The organism is Delftia sp. DLF01, assembly GCF_014852125.1.
GTDB classification, from domain to species: Bacteria; Pseudomonadota; Gammaproteobacteria; order Burkholderiales; family Burkholderiaceae_C; genus Comamonas; species Comamonas acidovorans.
Genome location: NZ_JACVAZ010000002.1, coordinates 375137 through 401674, shown reverse-complemented (window position 1 = coordinate 401674; position 26538 = coordinate 375137). Strand labels below are relative to the sequence as shown.

Annotated in this window: 26 protein-coding genes; 7 read left to right on the top strand and 19 right to left on the bottom strand. The window is 68.8% G+C overall.

From position 1 onward, the window contains the following. Positions 1-17: 17 nt before the first annotated feature. The 10 genes from IB269_RS10230 to IB269_RS10185 form a co-directional block, all read right to left on the bottom strand. Positions 18-656 (bottom strand): tRNA-uridine aminocarboxypropyltransferase, encoded by a 639-nt coding sequence (locus IB269_RS10230; protein ID WP_192367097.1) that lies wholly within the window; start codon positions 654-656, stop codon positions 18-20. A 15-nt stretch (positions 657-671) separates the two neighbouring features. Further along, positions 672-1031, bottom strand: a complete 360-nt coding sequence (locus IB269_RS10225) for a 5-carboxymethyl-2-hydroxymuconate Delta-isomerase (RefSeq protein ID WP_012203756.1) — start codon at positions 1029-1031, stop codon at positions 672-674. Between the two features lie 31 nt (positions 1032-1062). Further along, positions 1063-2280: an 8-amino-7-oxononanoate synthase gene (bioF, locus tag IB269_RS10220; RefSeq protein ID WP_013803911.1), complete on the bottom strand. Its 1218-nt coding sequence runs from the start codon at positions 2278-2280 to the stop codon at positions 1063-1065. Further along, on the bottom strand, positions 2277-2978 hold the full coding sequence (bioD, locus tag IB269_RS10215; RefSeq protein ID WP_192367096.1) for a dethiobiotin synthase: 702 nt from the start codon (positions 2976-2978) through the stop codon (positions 2277-2279). The genes bioF and bioD overlap by 4 nt, the downstream gene beginning before the upstream one ends. Further along, positions 2975-4297, bottom strand: coding sequence for an adenosylmethionine--8-amino-7-oxononanoate transaminase (gene bioA / locus IB269_RS10210; RefSeq protein ID WP_192367095.1), 1323 nt, complete (start codon positions 4295-4297; stop codon positions 2975-2977). Before bioA ends, bioD begins: the two co-directional genes overlap by 4 nt. A gap of 27 nt (positions 4298-4324) precedes the next feature. Further along, a complete protein-coding gene (panD, locus tag IB269_RS10205; RefSeq protein ID WP_012203760.1) occupies positions 4325-4705 on the bottom strand; it encodes an aspartate 1-decarboxylase in 381 nt (126 codons plus the stop codon). A gap of 142 nt (positions 4706-4847) precedes the next feature. Then, on the bottom strand, positions 4848-5213 hold the full coding sequence (locus tag IB269_RS10200) for a 6-pyruvoyl trahydropterin synthase family protein (RefSeq protein ID WP_012203761.1): 366 nt from the start codon (positions 5211-5213) through the stop codon (positions 4848-4850). Between the two features lie 8 nt (positions 5214-5221). After that, positions 5222-5860: a 7-carboxy-7-deazaguanine synthase gene (gene queE / locus IB269_RS10195; RefSeq protein ID WP_192367094.1), complete on the bottom strand. Its 639-nt coding sequence runs from the start codon at positions 5858-5860 to the stop codon at positions 5222-5224. A 59-nt stretch (positions 5861-5919) separates the two neighbouring features. Beyond that, the gene (locus IB269_RS10190; protein WP_013803906.1) at positions 5920-6786 is read right to left on the bottom strand and encodes a segregation and condensation protein A; all 867 of its coding nucleotides are present in this window, start codon (positions 6784-6786) and stop codon (positions 5920-5922) included. A gap of 75 nt (positions 6787-6861) precedes the next feature. Next, positions 6862-7065: a DUF3460 family protein gene (locus IB269_RS10185; protein WP_012203764.1), complete on the bottom strand. Its 204-nt coding sequence runs from the start codon at positions 7063-7065 to the stop codon at positions 6862-6864. A gap of 46 nt (positions 7066-7111) precedes the next feature. On the opposite strand from IB269_RS10185, the gene bamE reads away from it, so the two are divergent. Further along, positions 7112-7609: an outer membrane protein assembly factor BamE gene (gene bamE, locus IB269_RS10180; RefSeq protein WP_012203765.1), complete on the top strand. Its 498-nt coding sequence runs from the start codon at positions 7112-7114 to the stop codon at positions 7607-7609. Positions 7610-7783: 174 nt separating this feature from the next. After that, a complete protein-coding gene (locus IB269_RS10175; RefSeq protein WP_013803904.1) occupies positions 7784-8434 on the top strand; it encodes a YitT family protein in 651 nt (216 codons plus the stop codon). A gap of 2 nt (positions 8435-8436) precedes the next feature. Here IB269_RS10175 and IB269_RS10170 read toward each other — a convergent pair whose 3' ends face one another. The 4 genes from IB269_RS10170 to IB269_RS10155 all read right to left on the bottom strand — a co-directional run bounded on the left by IB269_RS10170 (position 8437) and on the right by IB269_RS10155 (position 12946). After that, positions 8437-8733, bottom strand: a complete 297-nt coding sequence (locus IB269_RS10170) for a hypothetical protein (RefSeq protein WP_192367093.1) — start codon at positions 8731-8733, stop codon at positions 8437-8439. A 150-nt stretch (positions 8734-8883) separates the two neighbouring features. Then, entirely contained in the window at positions 8884-10950 is a 2067-nt protein-coding gene (metG, locus tag IB269_RS10165) for a methionine--tRNA ligase (RefSeq protein WP_192367092.1), read from the bottom strand. A gap of 140 nt (positions 10951-11090) precedes the next feature. Further along, positions 11091-12329 carry a patatin-like phospholipase family protein gene (locus IB269_RS10160; protein ID WP_013803901.1) on the bottom strand — a complete coding sequence of 413 codons (1239 nt, stop codon included), beginning with the start codon at positions 12327-12329 and terminating at the stop codon, positions 11091-11093. 56 nt (positions 12330-12385) lie between these two features. Continuing rightward, complete coding sequence (locus tag IB269_RS10155; RefSeq protein WP_034398227.1) at positions 12386-12946, bottom strand: restriction endonuclease; 561 nt, start codon at positions 12944-12946, stop codon at positions 12386-12388. 138 nt (positions 12947-13084) lie between these two features. Here IB269_RS10155 and apbC point away from each other — a divergent pair, with 138 nt between their 5' ends. Continuing rightward, complete coding sequence (gene apbC / locus IB269_RS10150) at positions 13085-14176, top strand: iron-sulfur cluster carrier protein ApbC (protein WP_012203771.1); 1092 nt, start codon at positions 13085-13087, stop codon at positions 14174-14176. A gap of 19 nt (positions 14177-14195) precedes the next feature. Then, positions 14196-15155, top strand: coding sequence for a LysR family transcriptional regulator (locus IB269_RS10145; RefSeq protein WP_192367091.1), 960 nt, complete (start codon positions 14196-14198; stop codon positions 15153-15155). On the opposite strand, the gene IB269_RS10140 is transcribed toward IB269_RS10145, so the two are convergent. From IB269_RS10140 to IB269_RS10120, 5 genes are all read right to left on the bottom strand, one after another. Then, positions 15152-17494: a xanthine dehydrogenase family protein molybdopterin-binding subunit gene (locus tag IB269_RS10140; RefSeq protein ID WP_192367090.1), complete on the bottom strand. Its 2343-nt coding sequence runs from the start codon at positions 17492-17494 to the stop codon at positions 15152-15154. The two genes, IB269_RS10145 and IB269_RS10140, sit on opposite strands and share 4 nt — an antisense overlap. Before the next feature lie 107 nt (positions 17495-17601). Further along, positions 17602-18291: an N-carbamoylsarcosine amidohydrolase gene (locus tag IB269_RS10135; protein ID WP_063327083.1), complete on the bottom strand. Its 690-nt coding sequence runs from the start codon at positions 18289-18291 to the stop codon at positions 17602-17604. Next, on the bottom strand, positions 18288-19373 hold the full coding sequence (locus IB269_RS10130; RefSeq protein ID WP_012203775.1) for a hypothetical protein: 1086 nt from the start codon (positions 19371-19373) through the stop codon (positions 18288-18290). Before IB269_RS10130 ends, IB269_RS10135 begins: the two co-directional genes overlap by 4 nt. Positions 19374-19423: 50 nt before the next feature. Beyond that, complete coding sequence (locus IB269_RS10125; protein WP_192367089.1) at positions 19424-20275, bottom strand: alpha/beta fold hydrolase; 852 nt, start codon at positions 20273-20275, stop codon at positions 19424-19426. A gap of 11 nt (positions 20276-20286) precedes the next feature. Then, the gene (locus IB269_RS10120; protein ID WP_012203777.1) at positions 20287-21075 is read right to left on the bottom strand and encodes an Asp/Glu racemase; all 789 of its coding nucleotides are present in this window, start codon (positions 21073-21075) and stop codon (positions 20287-20289) included. Between the two features lie 323 nt (positions 21076-21398). Between IB269_RS10120 and IB269_RS10115 the strand changes: the two genes are divergently transcribed. From IB269_RS10115 to IB269_RS10105, 3 genes are all read left to right on the top strand, one after another. Then, positions 21399-22556: an FAD-dependent monooxygenase gene (locus IB269_RS10115; protein WP_012203778.1), complete on the top strand. Its 1158-nt coding sequence runs from the start codon at positions 21399-21401 to the stop codon at positions 22554-22556. A gap of 108 nt (positions 22557-22664) precedes the next feature. Then, entirely contained in the window at positions 22665-23222 is a 558-nt protein-coding gene (locus tag IB269_RS10110) for a (2Fe-2S)-binding protein (protein WP_012203779.1), read from the top strand. Continuing rightward, positions 23219-26197, top strand: coding sequence for a cytochrome c (locus IB269_RS10105; protein ID WP_192367088.1), 2979 nt, complete (start codon positions 23219-23221; stop codon positions 26195-26197). Before IB269_RS10110 ends, IB269_RS10105 begins: the two co-directional genes overlap by 4 nt. The last annotated feature ends 341 nt before the right edge of the window (positions 26198-26538 follow it).

Here is a 26538-nt window from a genome sequence, read left to right as displayed (position 1 = left end):
GCTCCCCGAGGCGTTTTTCATTCGGGCCTGTGCAGGGCATGCAGGGACAGCAGCCCCTCGAACGCATCGCGCAGCGGCTGCAGCGACGGGCCGGTAGGCGCCAGCCGTTGCAGCGCGCAGGCCGCTGCCTCCAGCGTGGACAGCTGGCCCGGCGCATGGGCCTTGCGCAGGGCGCCGTAGCGCGAGGCGGGAAGGTCGCCCTGCAGTGCCAGGCGCGGCAGGGCCTGCAGGCCGGGGTTGAGGTAGAGCATCTTGCGGCTCTTGCGCCAGGTGGCGTCCAGCACCACCAGGCGCAGGTCCTCGGGGCATGGCGCGGGCTGCGGCCAGGGCGCTTGCCTGGCCAGGCCCAACTGGTCGCTGTGCGGTGTTTCCGGATAGAGCAGTACGGCCTGTCTCGGGGCGTCGCCCGCCTGCCAGGGCGCGTGCAGCAGTGCCTGCAACTGCGCTGGCTCGAAGGCTTCGCCCACCGCCAGGCGGCTGGCGGGCAGGCACAGGTGCAGCAGCCGGCCCGTGCCCTTGGCCTGCAGTTCTTCCTCGGGATGCTGGAGCACCAGCAGCTGCACCGCATGCGGCACCGGCTGCACCAGGGGGCACAGGCAGGTGCGCTCAGGGCGCAGGCATTGCGCGCAGCGTGCGCGGGTGCTCACGGCGGACAAGGCCCGGCGCCTGCCTTACAGGCGACCCTTGTAGTAGCTGGGCTTGTCCATGTCGGCGATTTCCACGCTGAGCTGGACCATCATGCCGGCCGGCTGGGGCGTGAGGCGGCGCAGCACCGCGGCAATGCCTTCGGACAGTTCCTTCTTGGCCGTGTCGGTACGGCCCGCCAGCAGGCGCAGCTGCACGTGGACGAAGCCGCGGTTGGCCGGTGCCGAGCCGATCTCGAACTGGCTGACCGGCAGCAGGCGGGCCTTGACGTCGGCCTCGTCCAGGATGCTGGGGTGGCCGCAGACGAAGGCGTTGAGTTCGGTCAGCAGTTGCTGGCCGGGCAGGCCGGCGAGGTTGTCGGTGTATTCGACATAGAGATGGGGCATGGATGTCTCCGTTCCGGTGGTGAAGAGGGATTCAGGGGAGGGGTGGGGCCAGGCGCGAAACCTCGTCCAGCGCCGTCAGCAGCAGCTGTACGTCGATGCGCGTGTGGGAGGCCGACAGCGCAATGCGCAGCCGCGCGGTGCCTTCGGGCACGGTGGGCGGGCGGATGGCGGGCACCCACAGGCCGCGCTCGCGCAGGCCCTCCATCACGGCCAGGGCCGTGGCGTTGGAGCCTATGACCAGGGCCTGCACGGCGGTGCGCGAGGGCAGCAGCTGCCAGCCCGTGCGCGCCAGCAGCGGCGTGAGGCCGGCGCGCAGCTCGGCAATGCGTTCGGCCAGGGCCTCGCGGCGCTCGTCCTCGGCCTCGATCAGGGCCACGCTGGCCTGCAGCGCGCTGGCCAGCATGGGCGGCGCGGCCGTGGCGAAGATGTAGCTGCGCGTCTTTTGCAGCAGCCATTCGACCAGCATGTCGCTGCCCGCGACAAAGGCACCGGCCACGCCAGCGGCCTTGCCCAGCGTGGCCATGTAGAGCACGCGCGGCGAGGCGTTTGCGCCCGTCAGTCCCGCCTCGGCCAGGCTGCCCCGGCCTTGTGGGCCGAGCACGCCGAAGCCATGCGCGTCGTCGAGCAGCAGCAGCGCGTCGTACTGCTCGCACAGCGCCAGCAGTCCGCGGATGTCGGCCACGTTGCCGTCCATGCTGAACACGGCATCGCTGATGACCAGCTTGCGCCGGGCCGTGCTGGCGGCCAGTTGCGCGGCCAGATCGGTCAGGTCGGCATGGGCATAGCGGTGGACCTGGGCGCGCGACAGGCGGGCGCCGTCGATCAGGCAGGCGTGGTTGAGCGCATCGGAGAACAGGGCATCGCCCGCGCCCACCAGGGCCGGCACGATGCCGGCATTGGTGGCGTAGCCCGCATAGAAGTAGAGCGCGCGCGGCAGTTGCACGAAGTGCGCCAGTTGTTCCTCCAGCGCGGCGTTGGCCGTGCTGTGGCCGCTGACCAGGGGCGAGCCGCCCGAGCCCACGCCAAAGGCCTGGGCGCCCGCGCAGGCGGCGCGCACCAGGGTGGGGTGTCCTGCCAGGCCCAGGTAGTCGTTGCTGCAAAAGGCCAGCATGGGGTGGCCGTCCACCTCCATGTGGGCGCCGCTGGCGGCGCCCTGCAGCGGCGCCGTGGCGCGGCGGCGCCGGCGCAGGTGGGCCGCGTCGAGCTCGGCGATGCGCGCGGGGATGTCGTCCAGCCAGGAGCCGCTCATTGCCATTGCTCCGGCAGGGTATAGGTGGTGGCGCGCGGGTCGGGGTGCTGCTGGAAGGGGATGTCGGCCAGCAGCGGTGCCTGCAGTTGCCGGTCCAGGTGCTGGCGCAGCCAGGCCATGTTTTCCTCGGGCACCAGCATGGCGGGAGCCACGCGGCTGGCAATCCAGCCGGCCAGGCGCAGTCCGCGCGCGCGGATGGCCTCGGCCGTGAGGGCGGCGTGGTTCAGGCAGCCCAGCCGCAGGCCCACGACCATGACCACGGGCAGGTCCAGCGCGCAGGCCAGGTCGGCGCCCGAGAGCTGGTCGGACAGCGGCACGAGAAAGCCGCCCGCGCCTTCCACCACCACGGCGTCGGCCTGTTCGGCCAGGCGCCGGTAGCTGTCCACGATGTGTGCGATCTCTATGGAGCGGCCCGCGCGCTGCGCGGCGATGTGCGGCGACATGGGATCGGGCAGCAGCACGGGGTTGTCGAGTTCGGGCGGCACGGCCAGGGTGGAGGCGGCGCGCAGCGCCAGCGTGTCCTCGTTGGCCCAGCCGCCCTGGCCGTCGGGCTCGGCGCCTGCGGCCACGGCCTTCATGCCCACCACGCGGGCATGGTGGCGGGCCAGCGCATGCAGCAGCCCGCAGGAGGCCAGGGTCTTGCCCACGCCCGTGTCGGTGCCGGTGACAAAGCAGCCAATGGTGCGGTGGGCGTTCACGAATGGTTCTCCTGGGCCAGGGTGTCTTCAAGGGCGGCCAGCGCGCTGGCCGCCAGGTGCTGCATGGCCTCTTCGTCCAGCAAATAGGGCGGCATGGCGTAGAGGGTGTTGCTGATAGGGCGCAGCAGCAGCCCGCGCTCCAGTGCGGCTGCGCTGTAGCGGCGCGAGAAGTCGGGCAGGGAGGTCTGCACATCCCAGGCCCAGATCATTCCCTGGCGCCGTGCGTGGCGCACGCGGGCGTGCTGGTTCAAAGGGGCGAAGGCGCCGTCAAGCCTTTGCGCCAGCGCGAGGTTGGCGTTGATGGCATCGGTCTGCTCGAACAGCTCCAGCGTGGCCAGGGCCGCACGGCAGGCCAGCGGGTTGCCGGTGTACGAGTGCGAGTGCAGAAAGCCACGCGCCACGGAATCGTCGTAGAAGGCGGCGTAGACGGTCTCGGTGGTCAGCACGGCCGACAGGGCCAGCGTGCCGCCCGTCAGGCCCTTGGACAGGCAGATGAAATCCGGCCGTATGCCGGCCTGCTGGTGGGCGAACATGCTGCCCGTGCGGCCAAATCCCACGGCGATCTCGTCCACCACCAGGTGCACCTCGTAGCGGTCGCACAGGGCGCGCGCCAGGCGCAGGTATTCGGGGTCGTGCATGGCCATGCCGGCCGCGCACTGCACCAGCGGCTCGACGATGAGGGCGGCCGTGGTCTCGTGGTGCTGCTCCAGCCACTGGCGCAGGCCTTCGGCGGCGCGCCGTGCCACATCGACCGGGCTTTCGCCGCCTTGCGCGCCACGTGCATCGGGGCTGGGCACGGTGTCGGCCAGGCGCACCAGGGGCGCATAGGCTTCGCGGAAGAGGGGAATGTCGGTCACGGCCAGCGCGCCCACGGTTTCGCCGTGGTAGCCGCCGGCCAGGCCGGCAAAGCGGCTCTTGGCGGGGCGGCCCAGGTTGCGCCAGTAATGGGCGCTCATCTTGAGGGCGATCTCGGTGGCCGATGCGCCGTCGCTGCCGTAGAAGGCATGGCCCAGGCCGGTGAGCGTGGCCAGCCGTTCGGACAGCTCCACCACGGGCGCGTGCGTGAAGCCGGCCAGCATCACATGGTCAAGCCGGGCGAGCTGGTCGGTGAGCGCGGCCTGGATGTGCGGATGGCTGTGGCCGAAGAGGTTGACCCACCAGGAGCTGACGCCATCCAGGTAGCGGCGCCCTTCGGTGTCGTGGAGCCAGGGCCCCTGGGCGCGCGCGATGGCGATGGGGGGCGCGGCCTCGTGCCGCTTCATCTGGGTGCAGGGGTGCCACACAGCCGCAAGGCTGCGGGCGGCAAGCGATTGAGTCATCGCGCGATTGTCACACCGCAGCGCAGCTCACAGCTGCTGCGTGGGAACGTGGTGGCGCAGTTCGACCTGGCGGTTGGCATCGTCCACGAAGACCAGCTGCGGCTGGTGCGTGGCCACGTCGGTCTCATGTACCTGGGCGAAGGAGGCAATGATCAGCAGGTCGCCCACGGCGGCACGGCGCGCGGCCGAGCCGTTGACCGAGATCATGCCGCTGCCGCGCTGGCCCTTGATGGCATAGGTGACGAAGCGTTCGCCGTTGTCGATGTTCCAGATGTGCACCTGCTCGTTCTCGACGATGTTGGCGGCGTCCAGCAGGTCCTCGTCGATGGCGCAGGAGCCTTCATAGTGCAGCTCGCATTGCGTGGTCTTGACGCGGTGGATCTTGGATTTGAGCAGGGTGCGGAACATGTTTGTCTCTCGAGGGGCGCTTTGCGCGGTCTTGATGGGGCCTTGGCTGGCAAAAAAAGCCACCAAGTCTATATGCGAAGGACAAATCCCATGAAGGCCGTGAAGTTGTTCAACGGCAGCGGCGCCGCTGCGGGGCCTGGCTTCAGTTCAGGTCGAGCACGCAGCCATCGCCGATGCTGTCGCGCCATACGCGGATGCGGCTGGGAGCGGGCTGCAGGTCGGCCAGGGAATCGGCAATGAACAGGCACAGGTTTTCCAGCGTGGGCTTGCCCAGGCCGGGGATTTCGTCGAGAAAGCGGTGGTCCAGCGCGTCGCCCAGGGTCTTCAGGCGCGAGCGCAGGTAGCCCAGGTCGATCACCATGCCGTTGTCCGGATTGCGCGGGCCGGTGACGCTGACTTCGGCATAGTAGGTGTGGCCGTGGATGCGGCGGCTGCTCTCGGTCTCGATGGCGCGCTCCAGCGTGTGGGCGGCATCGAAGAAAAAGCGCTGGTGAACGGTGAACTGCATGGCAAAAATCAGCGGATGCCGGTGAGCTTGTGGGTCTGCAGGCTCAGGCGCCAGGCCGGGCGCTGCAGGCATTGCGCTATGCAGGCGGCCGTGTTGTCGGCCTGCAGGACGTTGTCCATGGGCTGCAGGAAATAGCGGTCGAAACGGGTGCCGGCCTCGATGGCCTGCAGATCGAAGCCGGGCTGCGGCCAGACCAGCTTGAGCTCCTGGCCGCTGCGCTGCACCCATTCGGCGCCGGCCTTGGGGCTGATGCACAGCCAGTCGATTCCCTCGGGCGCGGCCACGGTGCCGTTGCTTTCCACGGAAATGCGAAAGCCGCGCGCATGCAGGGCGGCGATCAGGGGCTCGTCCACCTGCAGCAGGGGCTCTCCCCCGGTCAGCACCACCATGCGGTGCTGGCTGTCGCCGGCTGGCCATTGGGACAGGATGCGTTCGGCCAGGGCGTCGGCCGTGGCGAACTTGCCGCCCAGCGTGCCGTCGGTGCCCACGAAGTCGGTATCGCAGAACTGGCAGATGGCGCTGGCGCGGTCCTGCTCGCGGCCGGTCCAGAGGTTGCAGCCTGCAAAGCGGCAGAAGATGGCCGGCGTGCCGGCCTGGCCGCCCTCGCCCTGCAGGGTGTAGAAGATTTCTTTGACGCTGTAAGTCATGGTGCATGGAGGCCGGTGGAGCCGGCCTGTCGGTGTGCGCGTGCCTGTGTCCGTGCCCGCTAGACGGGCGTATAGGCCAGGCGCACGTAGATGGGCGCAAAGGCTTCGGCCTGGGTGATCTCGATCAGCGTTTCCTTGGCCAGCTCCAGCAGGGCGATGAAGGTCACGACCAGCACGGTCGAGCCTTTCTCGGGCTGGAACAGGGTCTCGAACTCGACGAAGCGCCGGCCCTGCAGGGCCTTGAGCACCTGGCTCATGTACTCGCGCACCGAGAGTTCCTCGCGCGTGATCTTGTGGCTTTGCACGAGCTTGGCGCGCTTGAGAATGTCGCGCCAGGCCGATTGCAGCTCGGCCACGTCCACATCGGGAAAGCGCGGCTGCAGGTTCTGCTCGATGTGGATCTGGGCCCTGAGGAAGTCGCGTCCGTAGTGCGGCACCTGGCCGAGCTGGTGGGCAGCGAGCTTGATCTGCTCGTACTCGAGCAGCCGACGCACCAGCTCGGCGCGCGGGTCCTCGGCCTCTTCGCCGCCTTCCTGCTTCTTGGGCGGCAGCAGCATGCGCGACTTGATCTCGATGAGCATGGCCGCCATCAGCAGGTACTCTGCCGCCAGCTCGAGGTTGCGGCTGCGGATCTCGTCGACATAGCGCATGTACTGGCGCGTCACGTCCAGCATGGGAATGTCGAGGATGTTGAAGTTCTGCTTGCGGATCAGGTACAGCAACAGGTCCAGCGGCCCTTCAAAGGCTTCGAGGAAGACCTCCAGCGCATCGGGCGGGATGTACAGGTCCTGCGGCAGGGCGAACAGCGGCTCGCCGTACAGGCGCGCCAAAGCCACCTGGTCGATCACGACCGGAGTGCCGTCGCCAGGAGGGGGGGATGTGGCGGAGGCGCCCGCAGGCGCCAGCGCGGATTCAGCCTCGGCCATGCCTTGCTGCCTGGGCGAATGCCGCATGCGCAGGGTGCACGGTGGGAACAGGCTGATTTTTCATCGCATGGGCAATCAGGAGTTCGTCTGGTAGACGTAGGGCTTTTGGTCCACGCGGCCGGCGCGCAGGTCTTCCCAGACTTCGTGGTTCACGTCCTTGTCCCACAGCAGAGAGCGGCCGGCCAGTTGCTGGCTGGGCAGCTCGGGCTTTTGCTTCTTCAGATCGTTGATGAAGTTGGTGGCGTCGGAGCGATAGTCGGGGCGGCGAAAGAATGACATAGTCTGATAACCTCTTGAATCGCGTGATTTTACCGGGACACCGCCGATGAACCTAGTCTCCCGTCTTCTGGGGGTTGCCGTCGCCGTGATGGGCATGCTCTCGCTGCCCGGCTGCGATCCCCAAAACATCAAGGAACTCGAAGAAGGCCTGTCCACCGAGGCCGACGTCCGCGCCCGCTTTGGCGAGCCCGAACGCATCTGGACGGAGCCGGACGGCTCGCGCACCTTCGAGTACAACCGCCAGCCCGCCGGCAGCCGCAACTACATGATCACCATCGGCACCGATGGACGCATGAGCGCGCTGCGCCAGGTGCTGGCGCCGCACAACTTCGAGAAGATCCGCCCCGGCATGGACGAGGAGCAGGTGCGCCGCATGCTGGGCAAGCCCGCCAAGATCACGCCCTACCAGCTCAAGCAGGAAACCGACTGGGACTGGAACTACATCGATCCCCCCACGCGCGACATGGAGTTCACCGTGACCTTCGGGCCCGACGGACGCGTGCTGCGCAGCGCGGGCCGCGAGAAACTGCACGGCGGCGCCTGACAGCAGGCCCTTGCAAGTTCCTGCAAGCATCCTGCGATGCGCTGTACCCTGCACGCCACAGCGCGCCGGGGCAACAATCTCTAGAATCCGGGTTTGTACCTATGACACCCCATGGGTACGGTGAAGGCCCCGAACCGGGGCCTTTGCGACGATAGATCTGTCATCACCCCGACAATGTCCACGCCTTCCCTACCCGCTGCCGCGCCCGCTGCGCCTGTCCCGGCCACCGCTTCGCTGCGCCATGGCCTCTTCGAGGATGTCCAGGCCCTCTTCACCGGAACCCTGTTCGTGGGCATCGCCATGATGATGTTCGCCCAGGCGGGGCTTTTGACGGGAAGCACGGCGGGCCTGGCCTTCGTGCTGCACTACGCCACGGGCTGGCCGTTCGGCCTGGTCTTCTTCGCGATCAACATTCCGTTCTACTGGTTTGCCTGGACGCGCGTGGGCCGCACCTTCACGGTCAAGACCTTCATCTGCGTGGGCGCGCTGTCGCTGATCACCGAAATGGGGCCGCGCCTCATCCACATCGACTACCTGCACCCGGCCTTTGCCGCCATTGCGGGCGGCCTGCTCATGGGCTCGGGCCTGCTGTTCCTGGCGCGCCACCGCTCCAGCCTGGGCGGCGCCACCATTGCCTCGCTCTATCTGCAGGACCGCTACGGCATCCGCGCCGGCAAGGTGCAGATGGCCATCGACTGCTGCGTGGTGCTGCTGGCGCTGTGGGTCGTGCCCTTCGAGCGCGTGGCCTGGTCGGTGCTGGCGGCCGTGGTCATGGGCGTGTTCCTGGCCGTGAGCCACCGGCCCGGGCGCTACGCGGGGCAGTAGCCTCAGGGCGTCAAAGGCTGCCCATCGGGCGTGCGGTAGCGGACCGTGATGCCGCTGTTGTCTGCGGCTGCCCCGTCATCGCTCATCGCATCGACGGCCTTGCCCACTCCCTTGCCGACGATCTTGACCGTGCCCACGGCCGCATCCGCGGCCAGCCCCACGGCAGATGCCGTGACGCTGACCGCCGTGGCGGTCACGGCCACCACGGTGCAGCCGGACAGCAGGGCGGTGGCGCACAGGCAAAGAAAAGCCCCCAGGGCCGGGGACCGTGAGGGCTTGCGGGACTTTGCAGACTTCATGATTGTCGTCCAACACACTGTGCGCAATCTTTGAAACCGGCAGAGCCTAAGTCAGGGACGCCGAGGAAGGGCCGCCCCGCACCGAGGGTGTCGCCGGGTGCCCGTATGCCCCCCTTCAGGGGGAAGGCGCGAAGCGACTCAGGGGGCATTTCAATGTATACGCATGCCAGGTGTGGCACCGGGGAAGGGCTCCAGCACGTAGATGCCGGGGTTGGCCTTCTCATCGGCGTGGCTGGCTGCCAGCACCATGCCTTCGGAGATGCCGAACTTCATCTTGCGCGGCGCCAGGTTGGCCACCATCACGGTGAGCTTGCCCTGCAGCTGCTCGGGCTGGTACATGCTGGAGATGCCGGAGAACACGTTGCGTGTCTTGCCTTCGCCCACGTCCAGCGTGAGCTGCAGCAGCTTGGTCGAGCCTTCCACGGGCTTGCATTCCACGATCTTGGCGATGCGCAGGTCCACCTTGGCGAAGTCGTCGATGCTGATGGTTTCGGCAATCTCCTCGCCGCCGGGCAGGACCTTCTCGACCACGGGCTCGGGGGCCTCGAACAGGGCCTCCAGCTGCTTGACGTCCACGCGCTGCATCAGGTGCTTGTACAGGCCGATGGCATGGCCGGCGCCCAGCAGGCTCTGTGCGTCGGCGAACTGCAGCGGCGCCACGTTCAGGAAGCCTTCCACCTGTTCGGCCACGGCCGGCAGGATGGGCTTCAGGTAGATGGTCAGCAGGCGGAAGGCCTCGATGCAGGTGGTGCACACGTCCTGCAGGCGGGCGTCCATGCCTTCCTGCTTGGCCAGCTCCCAGGGCTTGTTGGCATCCACGTATTCGTTGACGCGGTCGCACAGCTGCATGATTTCGCGCACGGCGCGGGCCGTGTCGCGGTTCTCGAAGGCCTGGACAACGGCCTCGCTCTGGCCGCGCAGCTGGGCCAGCAGGGCCTGGCCGTCTTCGCTGACCGTGCCCAGTTGGCCGCCGAAGCGCTTGGCGATGAAGCCGGCCGCGCGCGAGGCGATGTTCACGTACTTGCCGATCAGGTCGGAATTGACGCGGGCCATGAAGTCATCGGGGTTGAAGTCGATGTCTTCATTCTTGCCGTTGAGCTTGGCGCCCAGGTAGTAGCGCAGCCACTCGGGGTTCATCTGCAGGCCCAGGTACTTGAGCGGGTCCAGGCCGGTGCCGCGGCTCTTGCTCATCTTCTCGCCGTTGTTCACGGTCATGAAGCCGTGCACGCAGATCTTGGTGGGCGTCTTGCGGCCGCTGAACTTCAGCATGGCGGGCCAGAACAGCGTGTGGAAGGTGATGATGTCCTTGCCGATGAAGTGGTACTGCTCCAGCGTGGGGTCGGCCATGTAGGCCTCGTAGTCCTCGCCACGGCGGTCCAGCAGGTTCTTGAGCGAGGCCAGGTAGCCCACGGGCGCGTCCAGCCAGACGTAGAAGTACTTGCCCGGCGCATCGGGGATCTCGATGCCGAAGTAGGGCGCGTCGCGCGAGATGTCCCAGTCGCCCAGGCCCTCGCTGGTCGTGCCGTCCGGGTTGGTGCGCACGCCGAACCATTCCTTGATCTTGTTGGCCACCTCGGGCTGCACATGCTGGCCGTCCTGGGTCCACTCGGTCAGGAACTCCACACAGCGCGGGTCCGACAGCTTGAAGAAGAAATGCTCCGAGCTCTTGAGCACGGGCTTGGCGCCGGACAGCGCCGAGTAGGGATTGATCAGGTCGGTGGGCGCGTAGACGGCGCTGCAGACCTCGCAGTTGTCGCCGTACTGGTCCTTGGCATGGCAGCGCGGGCATTCGCCCTTGATGAAGCGGTCGGGCAGGAACATGTTCTTCTCGGTGTCGAAGAACTGCTCGATGGTGCGCGTCTCGATGAAGCCGGCAGCCTTCAGGTCCCTGTAGATCTGCTGGGCCAGCACATGGTTTTCGGGCGCGTCGGTGTTGTGCCAGTTGTCGAAGGCGATGTGGAAGCCGTCCAGGTACTGCTTGCGGCCTGCGGCGATGTCGGCCACGAACTGCTGGGGCGTCTTGCCGGCTTTCTCGGCCGCAATCATGATGGGCGCGCCGTGGGCGTCATCGGCGCCCACGAAGTTGACCGCGTTGCCCTGCATTCGCTGCGCACGCACCCAGGTATCGGCCTGGATGTATTCCATGATGTGGCCGATGTGGAAGTTGCCGTTGGCGTACGGCAGGGCGGTGGTGACGAAGAGTTTGCGTGCGGTCATGGATGGCGGCTTTCTCGGGGGAACCTGACATTCTAGAAGGGCTGGGCGGTTGTGGGGCGGCGATGGCTTTTCCGTGCAGGCCGACATACCAGGGAGTTGTTGCGGGCCTTCGCTGCGCTAGGCCTGTTGGCTGCAGGCCGTCAGTTGGCGACCAGCGGCCGTTGCCAGCCCAGGAACTGCTCTATGTCGCTGCGCCGCGCCAGCGCGTCGCGCCGGCCCAGGGCCATGAGTTCGCGGGTGAAGCTGCGCTCGAACAGCAGGTAGCTGGCCAGGGCGGCGCCGCGCGGGTCACTGGCGTCCTGGCGCACGCCCAGGGCGCCCAGCAGGGTGCGCATGGGTAGCGGCAACTGGCCCACATGGCGCGCGGCGATGGCGTCTATGCGCTCGGAGGGCGAGATGACCAGCAGCTGCAGCGGGCGCAGCCGGCTGCGTTCGCGGTCGGCGGGGGGGATCAGGGCCAGGGTCTGGTTGATGCGCTCGGCGCGCTCCACGTCCAGGGACAGGGCGTCCAGGAAGATGCTGGACAGCGTGTGGCCCGCGATGTGGGCCAGCGACGGGTAGCTTGCGCCTTCTGGCGGCGGCCTGGCCGGCGGCTCGGTGCGCCGGCCCGCGCCCACGACGAGGATGCGCTCGGCGCCCAGGTGGATGGCGGGCGCCAGCGGCGCGGTCTGGCGCATGGAGCCGTCGCCGAAGTATTCGGTGGCGCCGTCCAGCGGCAGCGGCGTGGCCGGAAAGATGAAGGGGATGGCCGAGGAGGCCAGCAGGTGCGCGTGCGTGATCTGGGCGGCCGCGGCCTTGCGCTGGTTGCGCACCCAGGGCTGGAGCTGGTCCTGCGCCTGGCAGAAGGTCACGTGCTCGCTGGTGGTGTAGCTGGAGGCGGACACCGCCAGCGCGCGCAGGTGGCCGTCCGCGATCAATTGCGGCAGGCGTTCCAGCGGAACCAGGCCACGCGACAGCAGCCGGCCCAGCGGCTGGTTGTCCAGCAGCGAACGCGGGCGCATGCGGCCCCAGCGCGCCAGGGCCCAGCCCAGCGACAGCAGGGTCAGCCAGCGCGCGCCGCTGCGCAGCACGCTCAGCGAGTCGGACAGGTAGATGTCCTCAGGCCGCAGGTTGCGCCAGATGCGCGACATGCGGCGCACGGCCCGGTCGAAATGGTCGCTGCCGCAGGCCAGGGCCGCTGCGTTGATGGCGCCGGCCGAGGTGCCGACCAGGATGGGGAAGGGATTGGGGCCATGCTGCTGGCCGCAGGCGCGGCGTATCTCGGCAATGGCCTCCAGCACGCCGGCCTGGTAGGCGGCGCGGGCGCCGCCGCCGCTGAGCAGCAGTCCGGTGCTGGGGGGTGGGAGGCTGGAGTCGGGTGAGGGCGCGGCATCGGGCATGCCTGGAGTGTGCCGCGCGCCGGCCGTCATCAGATCAGGGGATGACCCCGAAGGGATCAGGCCTTGGCCAGCAGGGAGCCCAGGTCCTTGCCGGAGATCAGGGCGATGCCCTGCTGCTTGGCCCAGGCGGCCGCATTCTCGGCCGGCGGCTGCAGCGACAGGTAGCAGACCGTGGCCGCATCGCGCGCCTGGCCTGCGGCCAGCAGGGCGCGCAGCGGCTCCATGCCGTGCACGCCGGCCTTCCAGCGCTTGGCGCTGGCCACGGTGGTGCGGCCTTCGCGTTCCAGCACGAAGTCGGCGCCGTCCTTGTCGGACAGGCGGGTCACGGTGTAGCCCTCGGCCTGCCAGGCGCGATCGAGCCGATCGGCGAACTCGCGCCAGCTTTGCTGGGCCGCAATCTCCAGGGCCTGCTCCACCTTGGCGGGGCTGGGCGCGCGCAGCTGGCGCCAGGCGGCAACGCAGCCTATGCCGAAGAAGGGCAGGGCGGTGATGGCGGCGAACGGCGCGATGTCCTTGGGCAGCAGCGCCGTGGACACCAGGGTCACCAGCGCGGCCAGCGCGATGCTGATCCACCAGCGCGAGCGCAGCAGGATCGCGAACAGGGAGTTGTGGGCCATCTTGAATTTCACGGGGCGGATCTTTCGCGGAAAAAGGCGGGAACAGGGGCCGCAAAGGCAGCAAGGCCCGCATTGTCTCGCGTGAGCGAGGGGATGGTGCCTTGGATAGACTATCCGGCTCTAGGAGTAATCAAAGCAATGGCAGTCACAGAACAAGCGCTCTTGGCCGCGCTCTCCAGCGTGCTCGACCCCCACACCGGCAAGGACTATGTGAGCACCCGCGCCCTGCGCAACCTGCAGGTCACGGGGGCCGACGTGGCCTTCGACGTGGAGATGGGCTATCCGGCGCAAAGCCTGGTGCCGGCGCTGCGCGGCCAGTTCGTCGCGGCGGCCAAGACCGTCGAGGGTGTGGGCAATGTCTCGGTCAACATCACGTCCAAGGTCGCCGCGCATGCGGTGCAGCGCGGCGTGCAGCTGCTGCCGGGTGTCAAGAACATCATCGCCATCTCGTCCGGCAAGGGCGGCGTGGGCAAGAGCACGACCACGGCCAACCTGGCGCTGGCGCTGGCCGCCGAGGGCGCGCGCGTGGGCATCCTGGACGCCGACATCTACGGCCCCAGCCAGCCCATGATGATGGGCATCTCCGGCCGCCCCGAAAGCCCCGACGGCAAGACCATGGAGCCCATGGAAAGCCATGGCGTGCAGGTCATGTCCATCGGTTTCCTGGTCAACAACGACCAGGCCATGATCTGGCGCGGCCCCATGGCCACGCAGGCGCTGGAGCAGATGCTGCGCCAGACCAACTGGAAGGATCTGGACTACCTGCTGGTGGACATGCCGCCCGGCACCGGCGACATCCAGCTGACGCTGGCCCAGCGCGTGCCCATGACGGGCGCCGTGGTCGTCACCACGCCCCAGGACATTGCCCTGATCGACGCCAAGAAGGGCGTGAAGATGTTCGAGAAGGTGGGCGTGCCCATCCTGGGCCTGGTGGAGAACATGGCGGCCCACGTCTGCACCAACTGCGGCCATGTGGAGCACATCTTCGGCGCCGAGGGCGGCAAGCAGATGGCGGCCGAGTACGGCATCGACTACCTGGGCGCCCTGCCCCTGTCGCTGCAGATCCGCCTGCAGGCCGACAGCGGCAAGCCCACCGTGGTGGCCGAGCCCGACAGCGAGGCCGCGCAGATCTACAAGAAGGTGGCACGCGACCTGGCCGTGAAGGTGGCGCTCAAGGCACGCGATTTCACGAGCAAGTTCCCCACCATCACGGTGAGCCAGGGAACCTGACCCTTCTGGCGCTGCCGGCATGAACCTGCTGACCTCGATGCGGTATCTGGCGGCGCTCAACGAGCACCGCCATTTCGGCCGCGCGGCGCTGGCATGCCACATCACCCAGCCGGCGCTGTCCAATGCGCTTCGCGCGCTGGAGGAGGAGTTCGGCACGGTCATCGTGCGCCGGGGCCGCTCGTTCGCGGGCTTCACGCCCGAGGGCGATCAGGTGCTGGCCACGGCCCTGGCCATGCTGCGGGCCGAGGAAGGCCTGCGCCAGGAACTGAGCGCCGCCGCCGGCGCGCTGCGCGGGCAGCTGCGCATGGCGGCCGTGCCCACGGCCATGCCCATGCTCACGCGCTTTGCGGCCCTGCTGCGCGAGCACCATCCGGGCATCACGCCCGTGGTGCTGTCCATGAGCTCGGCCGAGATCGAGAGCGGGCTCGAAGACCTGTCCCTGGACCTGGCCCTGGGCTACAGCGCGCGCATGCCGCCGCGCGGCCCGCGCCTGCAGTCCTGGCCGCAGTACGAGGAGCATTACTACCTGCTGTGCCGCGAGTGCCGCGATGGGCAGGGCGAGGGCCGGCCCTTTGCCTTTGGCGCCGACATCGCCTGGCGCGACGTGGCCGGCATGCCGCTGTGCCTTCTCACGCCCGACATGCACAACCGCACGGTGATCGACGAGGCCTTCGCCGCCGTGGACATGGCCGTGCAGCCCGCCATGGAAACCAACTCCGTGCTGACCCTGGTGATGGCCGTGGCGCAAGGAACGGATGGCATGACCACCGTGCTGCCCGGCGCCATGGTGGCCACGGTGCGCCACATGCCGGGCCTGGTGGCCCGGCCGCTGCGCTCGCCCGAACTGGTCACGCCCATAGGCTTCATGGCCCAGCAGGGCGTGGCACCCACGCGCGCTCTGCAGGCGGCGCTGCAACTGCAGGACGACGCCGGTTGGCGTGCGCAGTGCCTGCGGCATGCGGGGGCGCTGAAAAACTAGGCCGGCTGTGCCCTCTGCCCTGCCAGCGCAGTCTCTGGCGTGGCGTTCGGCGCGGCATTCAGTGCGGCGCGCACCACGTCGGGCGTGAACGGCGCGGCATAGAAGCGCCGGCCGGTGGCGTCGAACAGCGCATTGGCCAGCGCGGCCGGGCCGGGCACCGAGGCCGATTCGCCTGCGCCCATGGGGGGCTCGTCCTGGCGCGGCATCAGCACCACTTCGATGGGAGGCAGGTCGCGGAAGCCGATGATGGGGTAGCTGCCCCACTCGCGGCTGGCCACGCCTTGCTCGTTGAAGGCGACCTTCTCCATCAGGCTGCGGCTCAGGGTCTGGATGACGTTGCCGTGGATCTGGTGGCGCACGCCGTCGGGGTTGACCATCATTCCCGTGTCCTGGCCCACGACCAGTCGCCGCACGGCGATGCGGCCGCTGGCGGGGTCCACGTCGATGTCGATGACCCAGGCGGCCCAGGCCGCACCGAAGCCGGGAAAGCGGCTGTGGATATAGCGCGCATAGGCCACGCCGCGCCCGTGCAGCAGGCCGTCGGCGCCGGGGCGGCCCCGGCTTCCCGGCTGGTTTTGCTGCCAGCCTGCGTGGCGGGCCGTGGCCTCGATCAGCTCGACGGCGCGCGGGTCATCGAGGTGGCGAACACGGTAGTCCACGGGGTCGGCACCGGCCGCATGGGCCAGCTCGTCGATCATGCAATCGTGGGCAAAGGAATTTGGCAGGGCCGAGACGCCGCGCAGCCAGGACGAGCGCACGATGGGCGCCATGTCATGGCAGGTGATACGCTGGCTGGCATAGCGGTAGGGCGGCACGGCCGTGCGGTCACCCATCTCCAGCGTGCGCGGCTCGCCCGGGATGCGGCCGGTGAGCAGCAGGGCCAGCAGCGGCGCGTCGTTGGAGGGGTAGCGCACGGCAAAGTCGTAGGCCAGCAGTTCTCCCCGGGCATCGATGGCTGCGCTCACGTCCATGAGCTGGGCCGTGCCCTTGGGCTCCCACTGGTGTTCCTGCTCGCGCGTGAGCTGCACGCGCACGGGCGCACCCACGGCCATGGACAGCAGGGCGGCGTCGGCGCAGACATCGTCGGCGCAGTTGCGGCCGTAGCAGCCGGCCGCCTCCAGGCGCACGATCTCGATGCGGTCCTCGCCCAGTTGCAGCAGGCGGTCCAGGTCGGTGCGCAGCATGTGGGGGTTCTGCGTGCCGGCCCAGAGCTTGAGACGGCCCCCGCTGAAATCGGCCACGGCGCAGGACGGGCCGATGGAGGCATGCATCTGGTAGGGCCAGACGTAGCTGCGGCGCAGTTCGGTGGCCGCACCCGTGCCGACGCCCGCGAAGGCATCGTCCACAGTGCCCTGGTCCACTAGCGCACGGTGTTGGGCCGGATTGGCGCGGATGGCTGCGGCCAAGTCAGACAGGTCGGGCGCCGGCGGCACGGCCTGCCATTGCACGCGCAGCGCGCGCATGGCGGCAATGGCCTGTTCCTCGCGGTCGGCGACCACGCCGACGAAATCACCTTCGGTGACCACCTGCACGTTGCCGGGCAGGTGGGCCACGGAGTCGCGCTCCACGGCCACTAGGCAGCGGCCGATGAAATCGCCGCCGTCGCGGCCCGGGTGCGGAGGGCGGATGACGCGGCCATGGCGCATGCCGGGCACGCGCACATCATGGACAAAGCTCAGCTCGCCCGTGGCCTTGGCAGGGATGTCCACGCGCGCCGCGCCACGGCCGACGAGCCGGTATTCGCTAGCGGGCTTGAGCTTCACTTCCTGATCGGGCGGGGCCAGCGTCAGCTGCAGTTGCTGGCCGCGCAGCAGATCGCCATAGCCGAGTTCGCGGGCATCGCTGCCATCGGCAAAGCGCACCAGGCCTTCGCGCGCCTGGAGCCGGTCCGCCGCCACGCTCCATTGCTGCGCGGCCAGTGCCAGCAGCTGCTCGCGCGCCTGGGCGGCGGCGCGGCGCAGCGGCACGGCCGAGATCTGGATGCTGGCGCTGGCAATGGTCGGGCCCTGGTTGGGCGCGGCGGCCGTGTGGCCCAGCACCATGTCTAGGCGCTCCAGAGGCACTTCGAGCTCTTCCGCCACGATCTGCGCCAGGGCCGTGCGTATGCCCGTGCCCAGGTCCACATGGCCGTTGAAGGCCAGGGCGCGCCAGCCCTGGGGCGCGGCTTCGTCGGCCAGCACGGCCACGAAGACCTCGGGCGTGGACTGCACATAGTCGGTGGCCGTGCCGGGCTGGCCGGGCGCAGGGCGCGGCGGCGCCACGGGCTGGCGCACCACGAGCAGGGTGTCGGCTCGCGTGAGCAGCTGTGCGTGCAGGGCTTGGGGCTGGGGCAGGTTCATGGGGCGGTGTTCTTCGCGGGCACGCTTTCAGGCGTGCCCTGTGCATGTTATGCACTCCGGGGCCGGCTGCGCAGGGCCGGCCCCATAGGCGCGTTGGCGCGGTGGGATCAACCTGCGGCGAGGGCGTCGGTGTCGGCGATGGCCTGGCTCAGCGGCATCACCGCCGCGTACTTCTGGGCCATGTCGAACAGATTGGCTTCGTGCGGGCCCAGGGCGCGGTCGCCGCAGCAGTCGGCCACGACCAGCGGGCGAAAGCCCGACTGCATGGCATCGACCACGCTGGCGCGTACGCAGCCGCTGGTCACGCAGCCGGCCACCAGCAGGGTCTGCACGCCGCGCTGGGCCAGCCAGGGTGCGAGCATGGTGCCGAAGAAGGCCGAGGGCGTGCTCTTGCGCACCACGTATTCGCCAGCGGCCGGGGCCAGCTGGGGCACGATGGCGCTGTTGGGGCTGTCTTCCTTCAGGGTCAGCATGCCGGGCACCTTCAGGCAGAAGATGTTGTGGTCGGCATCGTCGTCCGAGAACACGATGCGGCTGTGCGCCACGGGCCAGCCGCGCTCGCGCGCATGGGCCAGCAGGTGCTGCGTCTGCGCGATGGCTTCGGGGATGTTGCCGCCGCCGAACACGGCCGGGTCGGCAAAGCCGTTGACGAAGTCGATGATGAGCAGGCCGAACGGGGCCTTGAGCGGCAGCGGCGTGCCGAAGCCCTGGCGCGCGTAGGCAGAGATGTCGCCCTGCACGCCCTCGGTGGGAACGCTCTGCGCGCCGGTGGCCTGGCCGGTAGTTGTCGTGGTCATGCGATGTCCTTTCCTTGCTTGGACCTTTTGGCGGCGCGCGCCAGTCCTTCCTCGTCCTGCACCACGCCGTCGATGACCGTGGGCTTGCCGTCCAGCGCCACCGAGCAGTGGCGCATGGGAATGTCGATGTGGCAGGCCGTGGTGCGGCTGCCCCCGGCCTCGTTGTTGGGGCCCATGGACCACAGGAAGTTGCCCTCGAAGGCGCGGGCGTCCATGCCGATGTGGGTTTCCTTGTTGTAGTGGGCCAGCATGGACCAGTGGGCGCGCGGCTGCAGCCCCCAGCCGATGTGGGAGACGGCATAGGCCTCGGGGTCCTCGTAGGAGGCCATGTACTCCTTGAGGATGTCGGCCTGCAGGCCGCCGCTGATGCGCGTGACGTAGCCCTTTTCGATGACGAGTTCGATGGGCTCGGTCACGTAGTCCTTCATGGGCAGCAGGATGTCGCCCCGGTCCAGCACCACGCGGCCGTTGCTCTCGCCCTCGTCGGGCCAGGTCAGCACGAAGCCGCTGGGCCAGTGGTCCCAGCGGCCGGGCTGGTCCACGAAGCCGTATTCGCAGATGGCCGGGAAGCTGCCCAGGCGGCAGCGCAGGTCGGTGCCCGCGGCCGAGGTGATGTGCATCTGGCCGGCGGCCTCGATCAGCTTGGATGCGGCCTGCACGCGCGCACGGTCGCCCTCGGTGGGCACCAGGCGGCACAGCACTTCGGGCGGCTCCACGGCCAGCAGGATCTTGGTGCCGGTCTGCAGGATCTCGTGCTGCTCGGGCGAGAACAGCAGGGTCATCAGGTCCAGCACCAGGTCGCTGGCCTTGAGCGCGGCGATGGCGGCGGGGTTGCCGGTCAGCGGCGTCGTGCCCAGGTAGGCCAGCGAGTCGCGGCTCAGTGATTTTTCGGCATTGACGGGCGGCAGGTCCAGGCGGTTGACGCGCGCACCCATTTCGCTGGAGGCGGCAATGGCGCAGCGCAGCGTCTGCGGGTGCGTGTCGGCGCCTGTGAGCACGGTGACGGTCTGGCCGGCTTCGAGCCGGGACAGCGTGAGCACCTGCTTCCAGGCGTGGATCAGATCGATATCGCTGACGGACATGGTCGGCTCCTTGGTGTCGCGATGGATGGGAGTGGGCTGCGGTTGGACATTCAGTCCACCCGCGCGCCGAGGAAATCGCCGAGCGCAGCGTAGAAGCCGGCCTCGTTGTCCCAGGGGATCATGTGGCCGGCATTGGGCACGCGCACATGCTCGGTCTGGGGTGCCAGGCCTTGCCACTCGGCCACGTCCTCGCTGCGCACCACGTCGCCGCGCTCGGCCGTGACCAGCAGCAGCGGGTGCTGGATGCGGGGCAGGTCGGCATGGATGTCGTCACGGCCGAAGTCCTCGAAGCTCTGCACGATGGCCGGCTCGTGGCAGGTGTGCAGCCACTGGGCGCGTAACTGGCGCTGCTCTTCGGTCCAGGTGGGGCAGAAGGCGCGCATGGCCTCGGCATCCATGCCCAGTGTGGCCTGGCGGATGGAGTCCACATACCAGGGCAGGGCGGCCGGGTAGGCGCGGCGGCCGGGGCCGGAGACCGGCGGATCGACGATGACCAGGCGCGTGAGCCCGGCCGGCTGGCTGCGTGCGGCGCGCACGGCAATACGCCCGCCCATGGAGTGGCCGACCAGCGCCCAGCGCTGCAGGCCCAGGGCCTGGGCGAAGGCGGCCACGTCGGCGGCCTGGGCATCGAGGCTGTAGTCCAGGCCCGGGCCGGAGGACGACAGGCCGCGCCCGCGCACGTCCAGCACATAGGTGTCGAACTGGCGGCCCAGGTGCTCGGCCACGAAGCCCCAGGTCACGGCCGGGCTGGTGATGCCGGGGATCAGGATGACGGCGTCGCGCTGCGCGCGTTCGCCCTCGGCGCCGCCGTAGCGCAGATAGTGCTGGCGGATGCCGTTGGCGTGGACGTTGCCGCCGTAGCGGAATGTGCTGGGGGTGGGGGAACTGGAGTGGCTGGTCATGCGTGTGTTCCTCAGGCCTTGGCTGCGCTGGTGCCGGTGTCGTAGGGATAGGCGCCCGACAGCAGCGCGCCCGCGCCCGGCACCACGGGGTCCAGCCCCAGTTCCTTGAGGATGGCATAGGTGGTGGCGATGGAGGCGGTCAGCACGGGCTTGCCGGTCTGGGCCTCGACCTGGGCCACGGCCGGCAGCGAGGGCATCTGCACGCAGGCCGACAGCACGATCACGTCGGCGTCGGCGTAGTTCATGCCGGCCACGATGCCGGGCAGCTTGGCGGGGTCGTGGCGGCCCACGTCCAGGTTGTCGGGGATCTCCAGCGCGCGCCAGTCCACGATCTCGAAGCCTTCGGCGGCCACGTAGTCCATGACCAGCTGGGTCAGCGGAATCATGTAGGGCGCCACCAGGGCGATCTTCTTGGCGCCCATGACCTTGAGCGCCTCCACCAGCGCGCCGGCGCTGGTGATCACCGGGGCGGTGGCGCCATTGCTGGCCGTGCGCTCGGTCAGGCGCTGCTGCGAGACGCGGTGGTAGCCCTTGCCCATGGCCATGATGGCCACCAGGCAGGCATAGCCCAGCACGTCCACGCGCGCGTCGCTCAGCTCCAGCGCGCAGCGGTCGCTTTCGGCGTCCATGGCGGCCAGCTCCTCCTTTTGCACCTTCTTCATGCGCATGCGGCTGGAGTGGAAGGTGAAGCGGTCCTGCGGGCGCAGCGTGGAGTGGGCCTGCAGCATGGCCGGCACTTCGGTCTCCATGGTGGTGTTGGAGCTGGGGACGATCTGGCCGATGCGGAACGTTTTGGTCATGGACTTGCCTTTGCGAAGTTTCGAGGGTTTCTGATCAGAATCAACTGAGTGTGTACGCTTTATTCTTGCAAAAGACGTGCCGCCTTGCAAATGAGAATTTGCTCGGGGTTTGTACTGATTTGGTGCAGAAATTGCACCAAAAATGGCGAAATTCAATTTATTCTGCCGCCCTATGGTGCATGCGTCGATTTGAAAAATTCAAGTGCATACACCTGAATTAAGTGTTTTGTTGCCTGGCACGCTTCCTGCTGTACACCCTGCAAGGACGCGCCGAAGCAACGGTTGCCCCGTCTGGCTTTCAACATTCCTGCAAGGAGAAAACTGTGTCTCAATCCCCTCGAATCGCCGTTGTCGGCGCCGGTCTCGGCGGGGCTGCAGCTGCCAAGCTGCTGCTCCAGGAAGGCTTCAATGTCCGCGTCTATGAGCAGGCGCCCAGCTTCTCGCGCCTGGGAGCCGGCATCCACGTCGGGCCCAATGTGATGAAGATCCTGCGCCGCATCGGCATCGAGGACGCGCTCAACGAGCAGGGCTCGCATCCCGACTACTGGTACAGCCGCCACTGGCAGACGGGCGACGTGCTGGCCCAGATTCCGCTGGGCGACTACGCCGTCAAGGAATACGGCGCCAGCTACCTGACCGTGCACCGTGGCGACTTCCATGCGCTGCTGGTCGAGGCCCTGCCCGACAGCGTGATGGCCTACGGCAAGTTCCTGACCAAGGTGGAGGACCGCGGCAACGTGGTGGTCATGCACTTCGCGGACGGCACGACCGAGGAGGCGGACATCGTCATCGGCGCCGATGGCGTGAACTCCCGCATCCGCGAGGAACTGCTGGGCCCGGAGCTGCCCAAGTACGCGGGCTACCTGGCCCACCGCGCCGTGTTCCCCACGCCCGAAGTCAAGGCCGGCATGCTGCCCTTCGACGCCTGCGTGAAGTGGTGGAGCGATGACCGCCACATGATGACCTACTTCGTCACGGGCAAGGCCGACGAGCTGTACTACGTGACCGGCGTGCCCGTCGAGAAGTGGGATCTCAACGACCGCTGGCTGGAAAGCAGCAAGGAAGAGATGCGCGAGGCCTTCTCGGGCTGGCATCCCACCGTGCAGGCACTGATCGACGCCACCGTGGAAGTGACCAAGTGGTCGCTGCTCGAGCGCGATCCGCTGCCGCTGTGGAGCCGTGGCCGCCTGGTGCTGCTGGGCGATGCCTGCCACCCCATGAAGCCCCACATGGCCCAGGGTGCGGCCATGGCCATCGAGGACGGCGCCATGCTGGCGCGCTGCCTCAAGGAAGTCGGCGCGCACAACCATGAGCTGGCCTTCGCCCTGTACGAAGCCAACCGTGCCGAGCGCGCCAGCAAGGTGCAGCGCATCTCGCACGACAACACCTGGCTGCGCACCAACGAAGATCCGTCCTGGTGCTTCGGCTACGACGTGTTCAACGTGCCCCTGGTCGAGCCCAAGGTCAAGGCAGCGGCCTGATACTCGCTGCCTTGCCGGACGAGGGGAGGGGAGGGAATCCCCCCCCTCCTGTCCGGCCGCAGAACGCCGACATCCTGAACCGCAGCCAAGTTGCAAGAGCCTCGTCCCATGGGAACCCCAGTCCATCCAAGCAGTACCCCCAGCCCCATCCGCCTGCAGGTCAATGCACGCGCATGCGAGGTGCCGGCAGCGCCCGGGACGGCGCTGCTGCATGTGCTGCGCAATGACCTGGAGCTGAACGGGCCCAAGTACGGCTGCGGCCTGGGCGAATGCGGCGCCTGCACGGTGCTGATCGATGGCGTGGCCGCGCGTTCCTGCGTGATCCCCGTGCGGGCGGCCGTGGGCCGCGAGGTCACCACGCTGGAAGGCCTGGGCTCGCGCCAGTGCCCCGGCCCCACGCAGCAGGCCTTCATCGACTGCCAGGCGGCCCAGTGCGGCTACTGCCTCAACGGCATGATCATGACCGTGGAGGCCCTGCTGCGCCGCAACCCCAATCCCACCGAGCAGGAGCTGCGCAACGAGCTGCACCACAACCTGTGCCGCTGCGGCACGCATGTGGAAATCATGCAGGCCGCCCTGCGTGCCGTGCAGCTGCGGGCGCAACGCGCCGCGCTGCAGGCACCCTCCGGTTTTCCATCTTCCAGCGCGGGCGAGGTCCAGCCATGAGCCCGACCGGCAACACTCCCGCCCTGCCTTCCGACCTGCTGCACGGCCTGGCGCTGCGCCCGCCCGTCGCGGCCTGGGACGGTCTGCGCTACCGGGGCAGCGTGCCCCTGCATGCACGGCTGCAGGACGCCCAGGCCATGGCCGGCGTGGTGGCTGCGGTGCAGCGCGGGCATTTTCTGGGCGTGGTGGCCGTGGCGCCTGTCCATGCCCGGCAGGCCGCTGCCGGCCTGGCCCCTGCCTGGGACGACCGGCAGGAAGCCAGGGCCGCCAGCGCGCCCCGTGCTGCCGACAGAGCCGACAAGGCCGACAAGGCCGACCTGCCCGATGCCGGCCGCTATGTCTGGCGCATGGCGGCGCCCGTGTCTTGCGAGGGTGCCGCACGCGCAGCCGTGTGGTGCCTGGACGGCCATGCCAGCGTCTGGCTGCCGCCCTGTGACGCTGATGTGCGGCAGATGATCGGCCGTGAACTGGCCGCATTGCTGCAATGCCCCGAGTCCGCGCTGCGGCTGTTCAGCCTGCCGGCCACGGCGGCCGGCACCCCGCATGTGCTGGATCTCATGGACGCTGCGGCCGATGCGGCCCTGCTGTCCCAGGCCGTGGGCCGGCCTGTCAGCGTGGCCTGCGAGGCCTGGACTGCTGCAGGCAGCGCAGACAGCCGGGAGCTGGTGCTGCGCGTGGGTGCGCAGCCTTCGCAAGGGCTTGAAGCCGACACGGTGGTGCAGCCTCAGCCGGGCAATGCATCGCCACAGCCAGACCTGCTGCTGTCCGACACGCCCTGGGCCGTGCGCCCCAGCATGGCGCGCCTGTTGAGCCAGCCCGAGCTGGCGCGCGCCGCGGCCCTGGCCACCGTGCTCGATGCCGGCGAAGTGCATGAACGCAGGCTGGCCGCCAGCCTGCGGCATGCCGGCGTCGATGATCTGAATGCCGCCCAGGTCTTCGCCCGCGAAAGCCACTGGCATGAGCAGGCGCTGGACCAGGGCCGTGATCCGCTGCAATGGCGGCTGCAGCACCTGCCCGAAGGCCCGGTGCGCGATCTGGCCCGGCAGGTAGCCGAGCGTGCGCAGGCATCGCAGCAGGCACCATCCCACCAGGGTGCCGACGGCCGCCTGCTGGGCCGGGGCTTTGCCACCGCCCAACTGCAGACCCTGGACGCGCAGGGCGCCGATCTCCATGCCTGGAGCGCCTGGGTGGCCGAGGTGGCCGTGCACCCGCAAACGGGCGAGATCGAAGTGACCCGCGTCGTGGCCGGCCATGACAGCCGCAGCCTGCAAGCGGCGCAGGCCGCCAGCACGCGGCCCGAGATCGTCCAGCAGGACCCGCAATTGCTGGCCGACGCGCGCCGGCTGCTGGGCGCGGCCCCCGCTTTTGACGACTGGGCAGGGTCCACAGCTTCCGCTGCTTCTTTCGATGTGATCGCCAAGCCCGGCTCCGACCTGGCGCAGCATGCGCCCGGCGATGTCGCGGTCATCCGCCAGGGCGATCTGGCGCTGGACGGCGTGGCCACGCTGCCCGCCGCCGCCGCCATTGCCAACGCCATTCACCATGCGACAGGCGTGCGCCTGCGCGAAGTGCCCTTCCAGCCAGAGCAACTGCGCCTGGCCCTGGCGGGCGAGGGTGCCGGCAAGCCCGGTGCGGCGCGGCCCGGCCGTGGCTGGGGCTGGCTGGCCGCAGGCGCCGCAGGCCTTGCCGGCATGGCGGCCATGGCCTGGCCGCTGAAGCCAGCCCTGCCGCTGACCGACGGACCCGATGTTTCCCTGTACTCGCCGCAGGCCCTGGAGCGCGGCCGCCTGGTGGCGGCTGCGGGCGACTGCGTGGTTTGCCACACGGCCCCGGGCGGCGCGGCCAATGCCGGCGGCTTCGGGCTGGAGACGCCGTTCGGCACCATCTACTCCACCAACATCACGCCCGACAACGAAACCGGCATCGGCCGCTGGTCCTACGCGGCCTTCGAGCGCGCCATGCGCCACGGCATCCACCAGGATGGGCGCCAGCTGTATCCGGCCTTCCCGTACACGGCCTTCGCCAAGCTCAGCGATGGCGACCTGCAGGCCCTCTACGGCTACCTGATGTCCCAGCCCGCCGTGAAGGCCAAGGCGCCCGAGACGCAGCTGGCCTTCCCCTACAACCTGCGCCCGGCCATGGCGGGCTGGAACCTGCTGTTCCACGACGCCACGCCCTTCAAGGCCGACCCCGCGCGCAGCGCCGAATGGAACCGGGGTGCCTACCTGGTCGAAGGCGCGGGCCACTGCGCGGCCTGCCACTCGCCGCGCAATGCGCTGGGTGCCGAAAAGACCGGCATCCACTACCTGGGCGGCGGCGAGGCCGAAGGCTGGACGGCGCCCGCGCTCAATCAACTGGCCGGGGGCAAGCTGCCCTGGAGCCGCGAAGAGCTGTACCAGTACCTGCGCACCGGCTTCTCGGCCCGCCACGGCGTGGCGGCAGGCCCCATGGCGCCCGTCATCCACGGCCTGGCCCAGTTGCCCGAAGCCGATGTGCGCGCCATGGCCACCTATCTGATGGAACTGCCGGGCCAGGCCCCACAGGCCCCACAGGCCGCCCAGGCCATGCCGGCACCGGCCGCCGTGCAGGCGGCGGCGCCTGCGGTCGCACAACATGCCAGGGCCCTGGACCGCCATGCCAATGGCGAGCGCATCTACCAGAACGCCTGCGCGGTCTGCCATGAGGCGGGCAGCGGTCCCACATTGTTCGGCGTCAAGCCGCAGCTGGCTTTGAACACCAACCTGCACGCGGCCAGCCCCGACAACCTGGTCCAGGTGATCCTGAACGGCATACAGGCGCCGGCCGACGATGCGCTGGGCTACATGCCCGGCTTCGGGGACAGCCTGGACGACAGGCAGATCGCGGACCTGCTCGGATATTTGCGCGAACGATTTGCACCGGAGGAAAAAGCTTGGCCAGACGACACGAAGACGATTAACCGGCTGCGCATGCAGGCACAGGCGCATGCGCACTGAGGGCGGCAATGGGCAGCAATGGGCGGCGGCAGGGGCGATGCCGCGGATATGGACACCTTGCCCTGGAATCTCTCCAGGGCCTGGGTCCTGACATCTGATGCTGGGGACGGGTGATGGGCAACAACGGGCGGCGCTGTCGATGTGCAGCCTGTCCGCAATGCGCCCATCGCCCGGATGCAGAGACCGACATCCGGAAATTTTTCATCGGGCCATGGAGATGGCGCCGAGGGAGCGGTTCGCTCCGGATGTGTGAAGGGTGGAAGGCACGGCAGGAGACGGCAACACAAGCTGAACGGCCTTGCCTGGGAAAAGACAGATTCAACAATTGCGATGGCTAGAAA

Coding starts and splice junctions, on each gene's coding strand:
- IB269_RS10225 (WP_012203756.1), bottom strand. CDS start 1,031: ATGCCCCATCTCTATGTCGAATACACCGACAACCTCGCCGGCCTGCCC.
- bioF (WP_013803911.1), bottom strand. CDS start 2,280: ATGAGCGGCTCCTGGCTGGACGACATCCCCGCGCGCATCGCCGAGCTC.
- bioA (WP_192367095.1), bottom strand. CDS start 4,297: ATGACTCAATCGCTTGCCGCCCGCAGCCTTGCGGCTGTGTGGCACCCC.
- panD (WP_012203760.1), bottom strand. CDS start 4,705: ATGTTCCGCACCCTGCTCAAATCCAAGATCCACCGCGTCAAGACCACG.
- IB269_RS10200 (WP_012203761.1), bottom strand. CDS start 5,213: ATGCAGTTCACCGTTCACCAGCGCTTTTTCTTCGATGCCGCCCACACG.
- queE (WP_192367094.1), bottom strand. CDS start 5,860: ATGACTTACAGCGTCAAAGAAATCTTCTACACCCTGCAGGGCGAGGGC.
- IB269_RS10190 (WP_013803906.1), bottom strand. CDS start 6,786: ATGGCCGAGGCTGAATCCGCGCTGGCGCCTGCGGGCGCCTCCGCCACA.
- IB269_RS10185 (WP_012203764.1), bottom strand. CDS start 7,065: ATGTCATTCTTTCGCCGCCCCGACTATCGCTCCGACGCCACCAACTTC.
- bamE (WP_012203765.1), top strand. CDS start 7,112: ATGAACCTAGTCTCCCGTCTTCTGGGGGTTGCCGTCGCCGTGATGGGC.
- IB269_RS10175 (WP_013803904.1), top strand. CDS start 7,784: ATGTCCACGCCTTCCCTACCCGCTGCCGCGCCCGCTGCGCCTGTCCCG.
- IB269_RS10170 (WP_192367093.1), bottom strand. CDS start 8,733: ATGAAGTCTGCAAAGTCCCGCAAGCCCTCACGGTCCCCGGCCCTGGGG.
- metG (WP_192367092.1), bottom strand. CDS start 10,950: ATGACCGCACGCAAACTCTTCGTCACCACCGCCCTGCCGTACGCCAAC.
- IB269_RS10160 (WP_013803901.1), bottom strand. CDS start 12,329: ATGCCCGATGCCGCGCCCTCACCCGACTCCAGCCTCCCACCCCCCAGC.
- IB269_RS10155 (WP_034398227.1), bottom strand. CDS start 12,946: ATGGCCCACAACTCCCTGTTCGCGATCCTGCTGCGCTCGCGCTGGTGG.
- apbC (WP_012203771.1), top strand. CDS start 13,085: ATGGCAGTCACAGAACAAGCGCTCTTGGCCGCGCTCTCCAGCGTGCTC.
- IB269_RS10145 (WP_192367091.1), top strand. CDS start 14,196: ATGAACCTGCTGACCTCGATGCGGTATCTGGCGGCGCTCAACGAGCAC.
- IB269_RS10140 (WP_192367090.1), bottom strand. CDS start 17,494: ATGAACCTGCCCCAGCCCCAAGCCCTGCACGCACAGCTGCTCACGCGA.
- IB269_RS10135 (WP_063327083.1), bottom strand. CDS start 18,291: ATGACCACGACAACTACCGGCCAGGCCACCGGCGCGCAGAGCGTTCCC.
- IB269_RS10130 (WP_012203775.1), bottom strand. CDS start 19,373: ATGTCCGTCAGCGATATCGATCTGATCCACGCCTGGAAGCAGGTGCTC.
- IB269_RS10125 (WP_192367089.1), bottom strand. CDS start 20,275: ATGACCAGCCACTCCAGTTCCCCCACCCCCAGCACATTCCGCTACGGC.
- IB269_RS10120 (WP_012203777.1), bottom strand. CDS start 21,075: ATGACCAAAACGTTCCGCATCGGCCAGATCGTCCCCAGCTCCAACACC.
- IB269_RS10110 (WP_012203779.1), top strand. CDS start 22,665: ATGGGAACCCCAGTCCATCCAAGCAGTACCCCCAGCCCCATCCGCCTG.
- IB269_RS10105 (WP_192367088.1), top strand. CDS start 23,219: ATGAGCCCGACCGGCAACACTCCCGCCCTGCCTTCCGACCTGCTGCAC.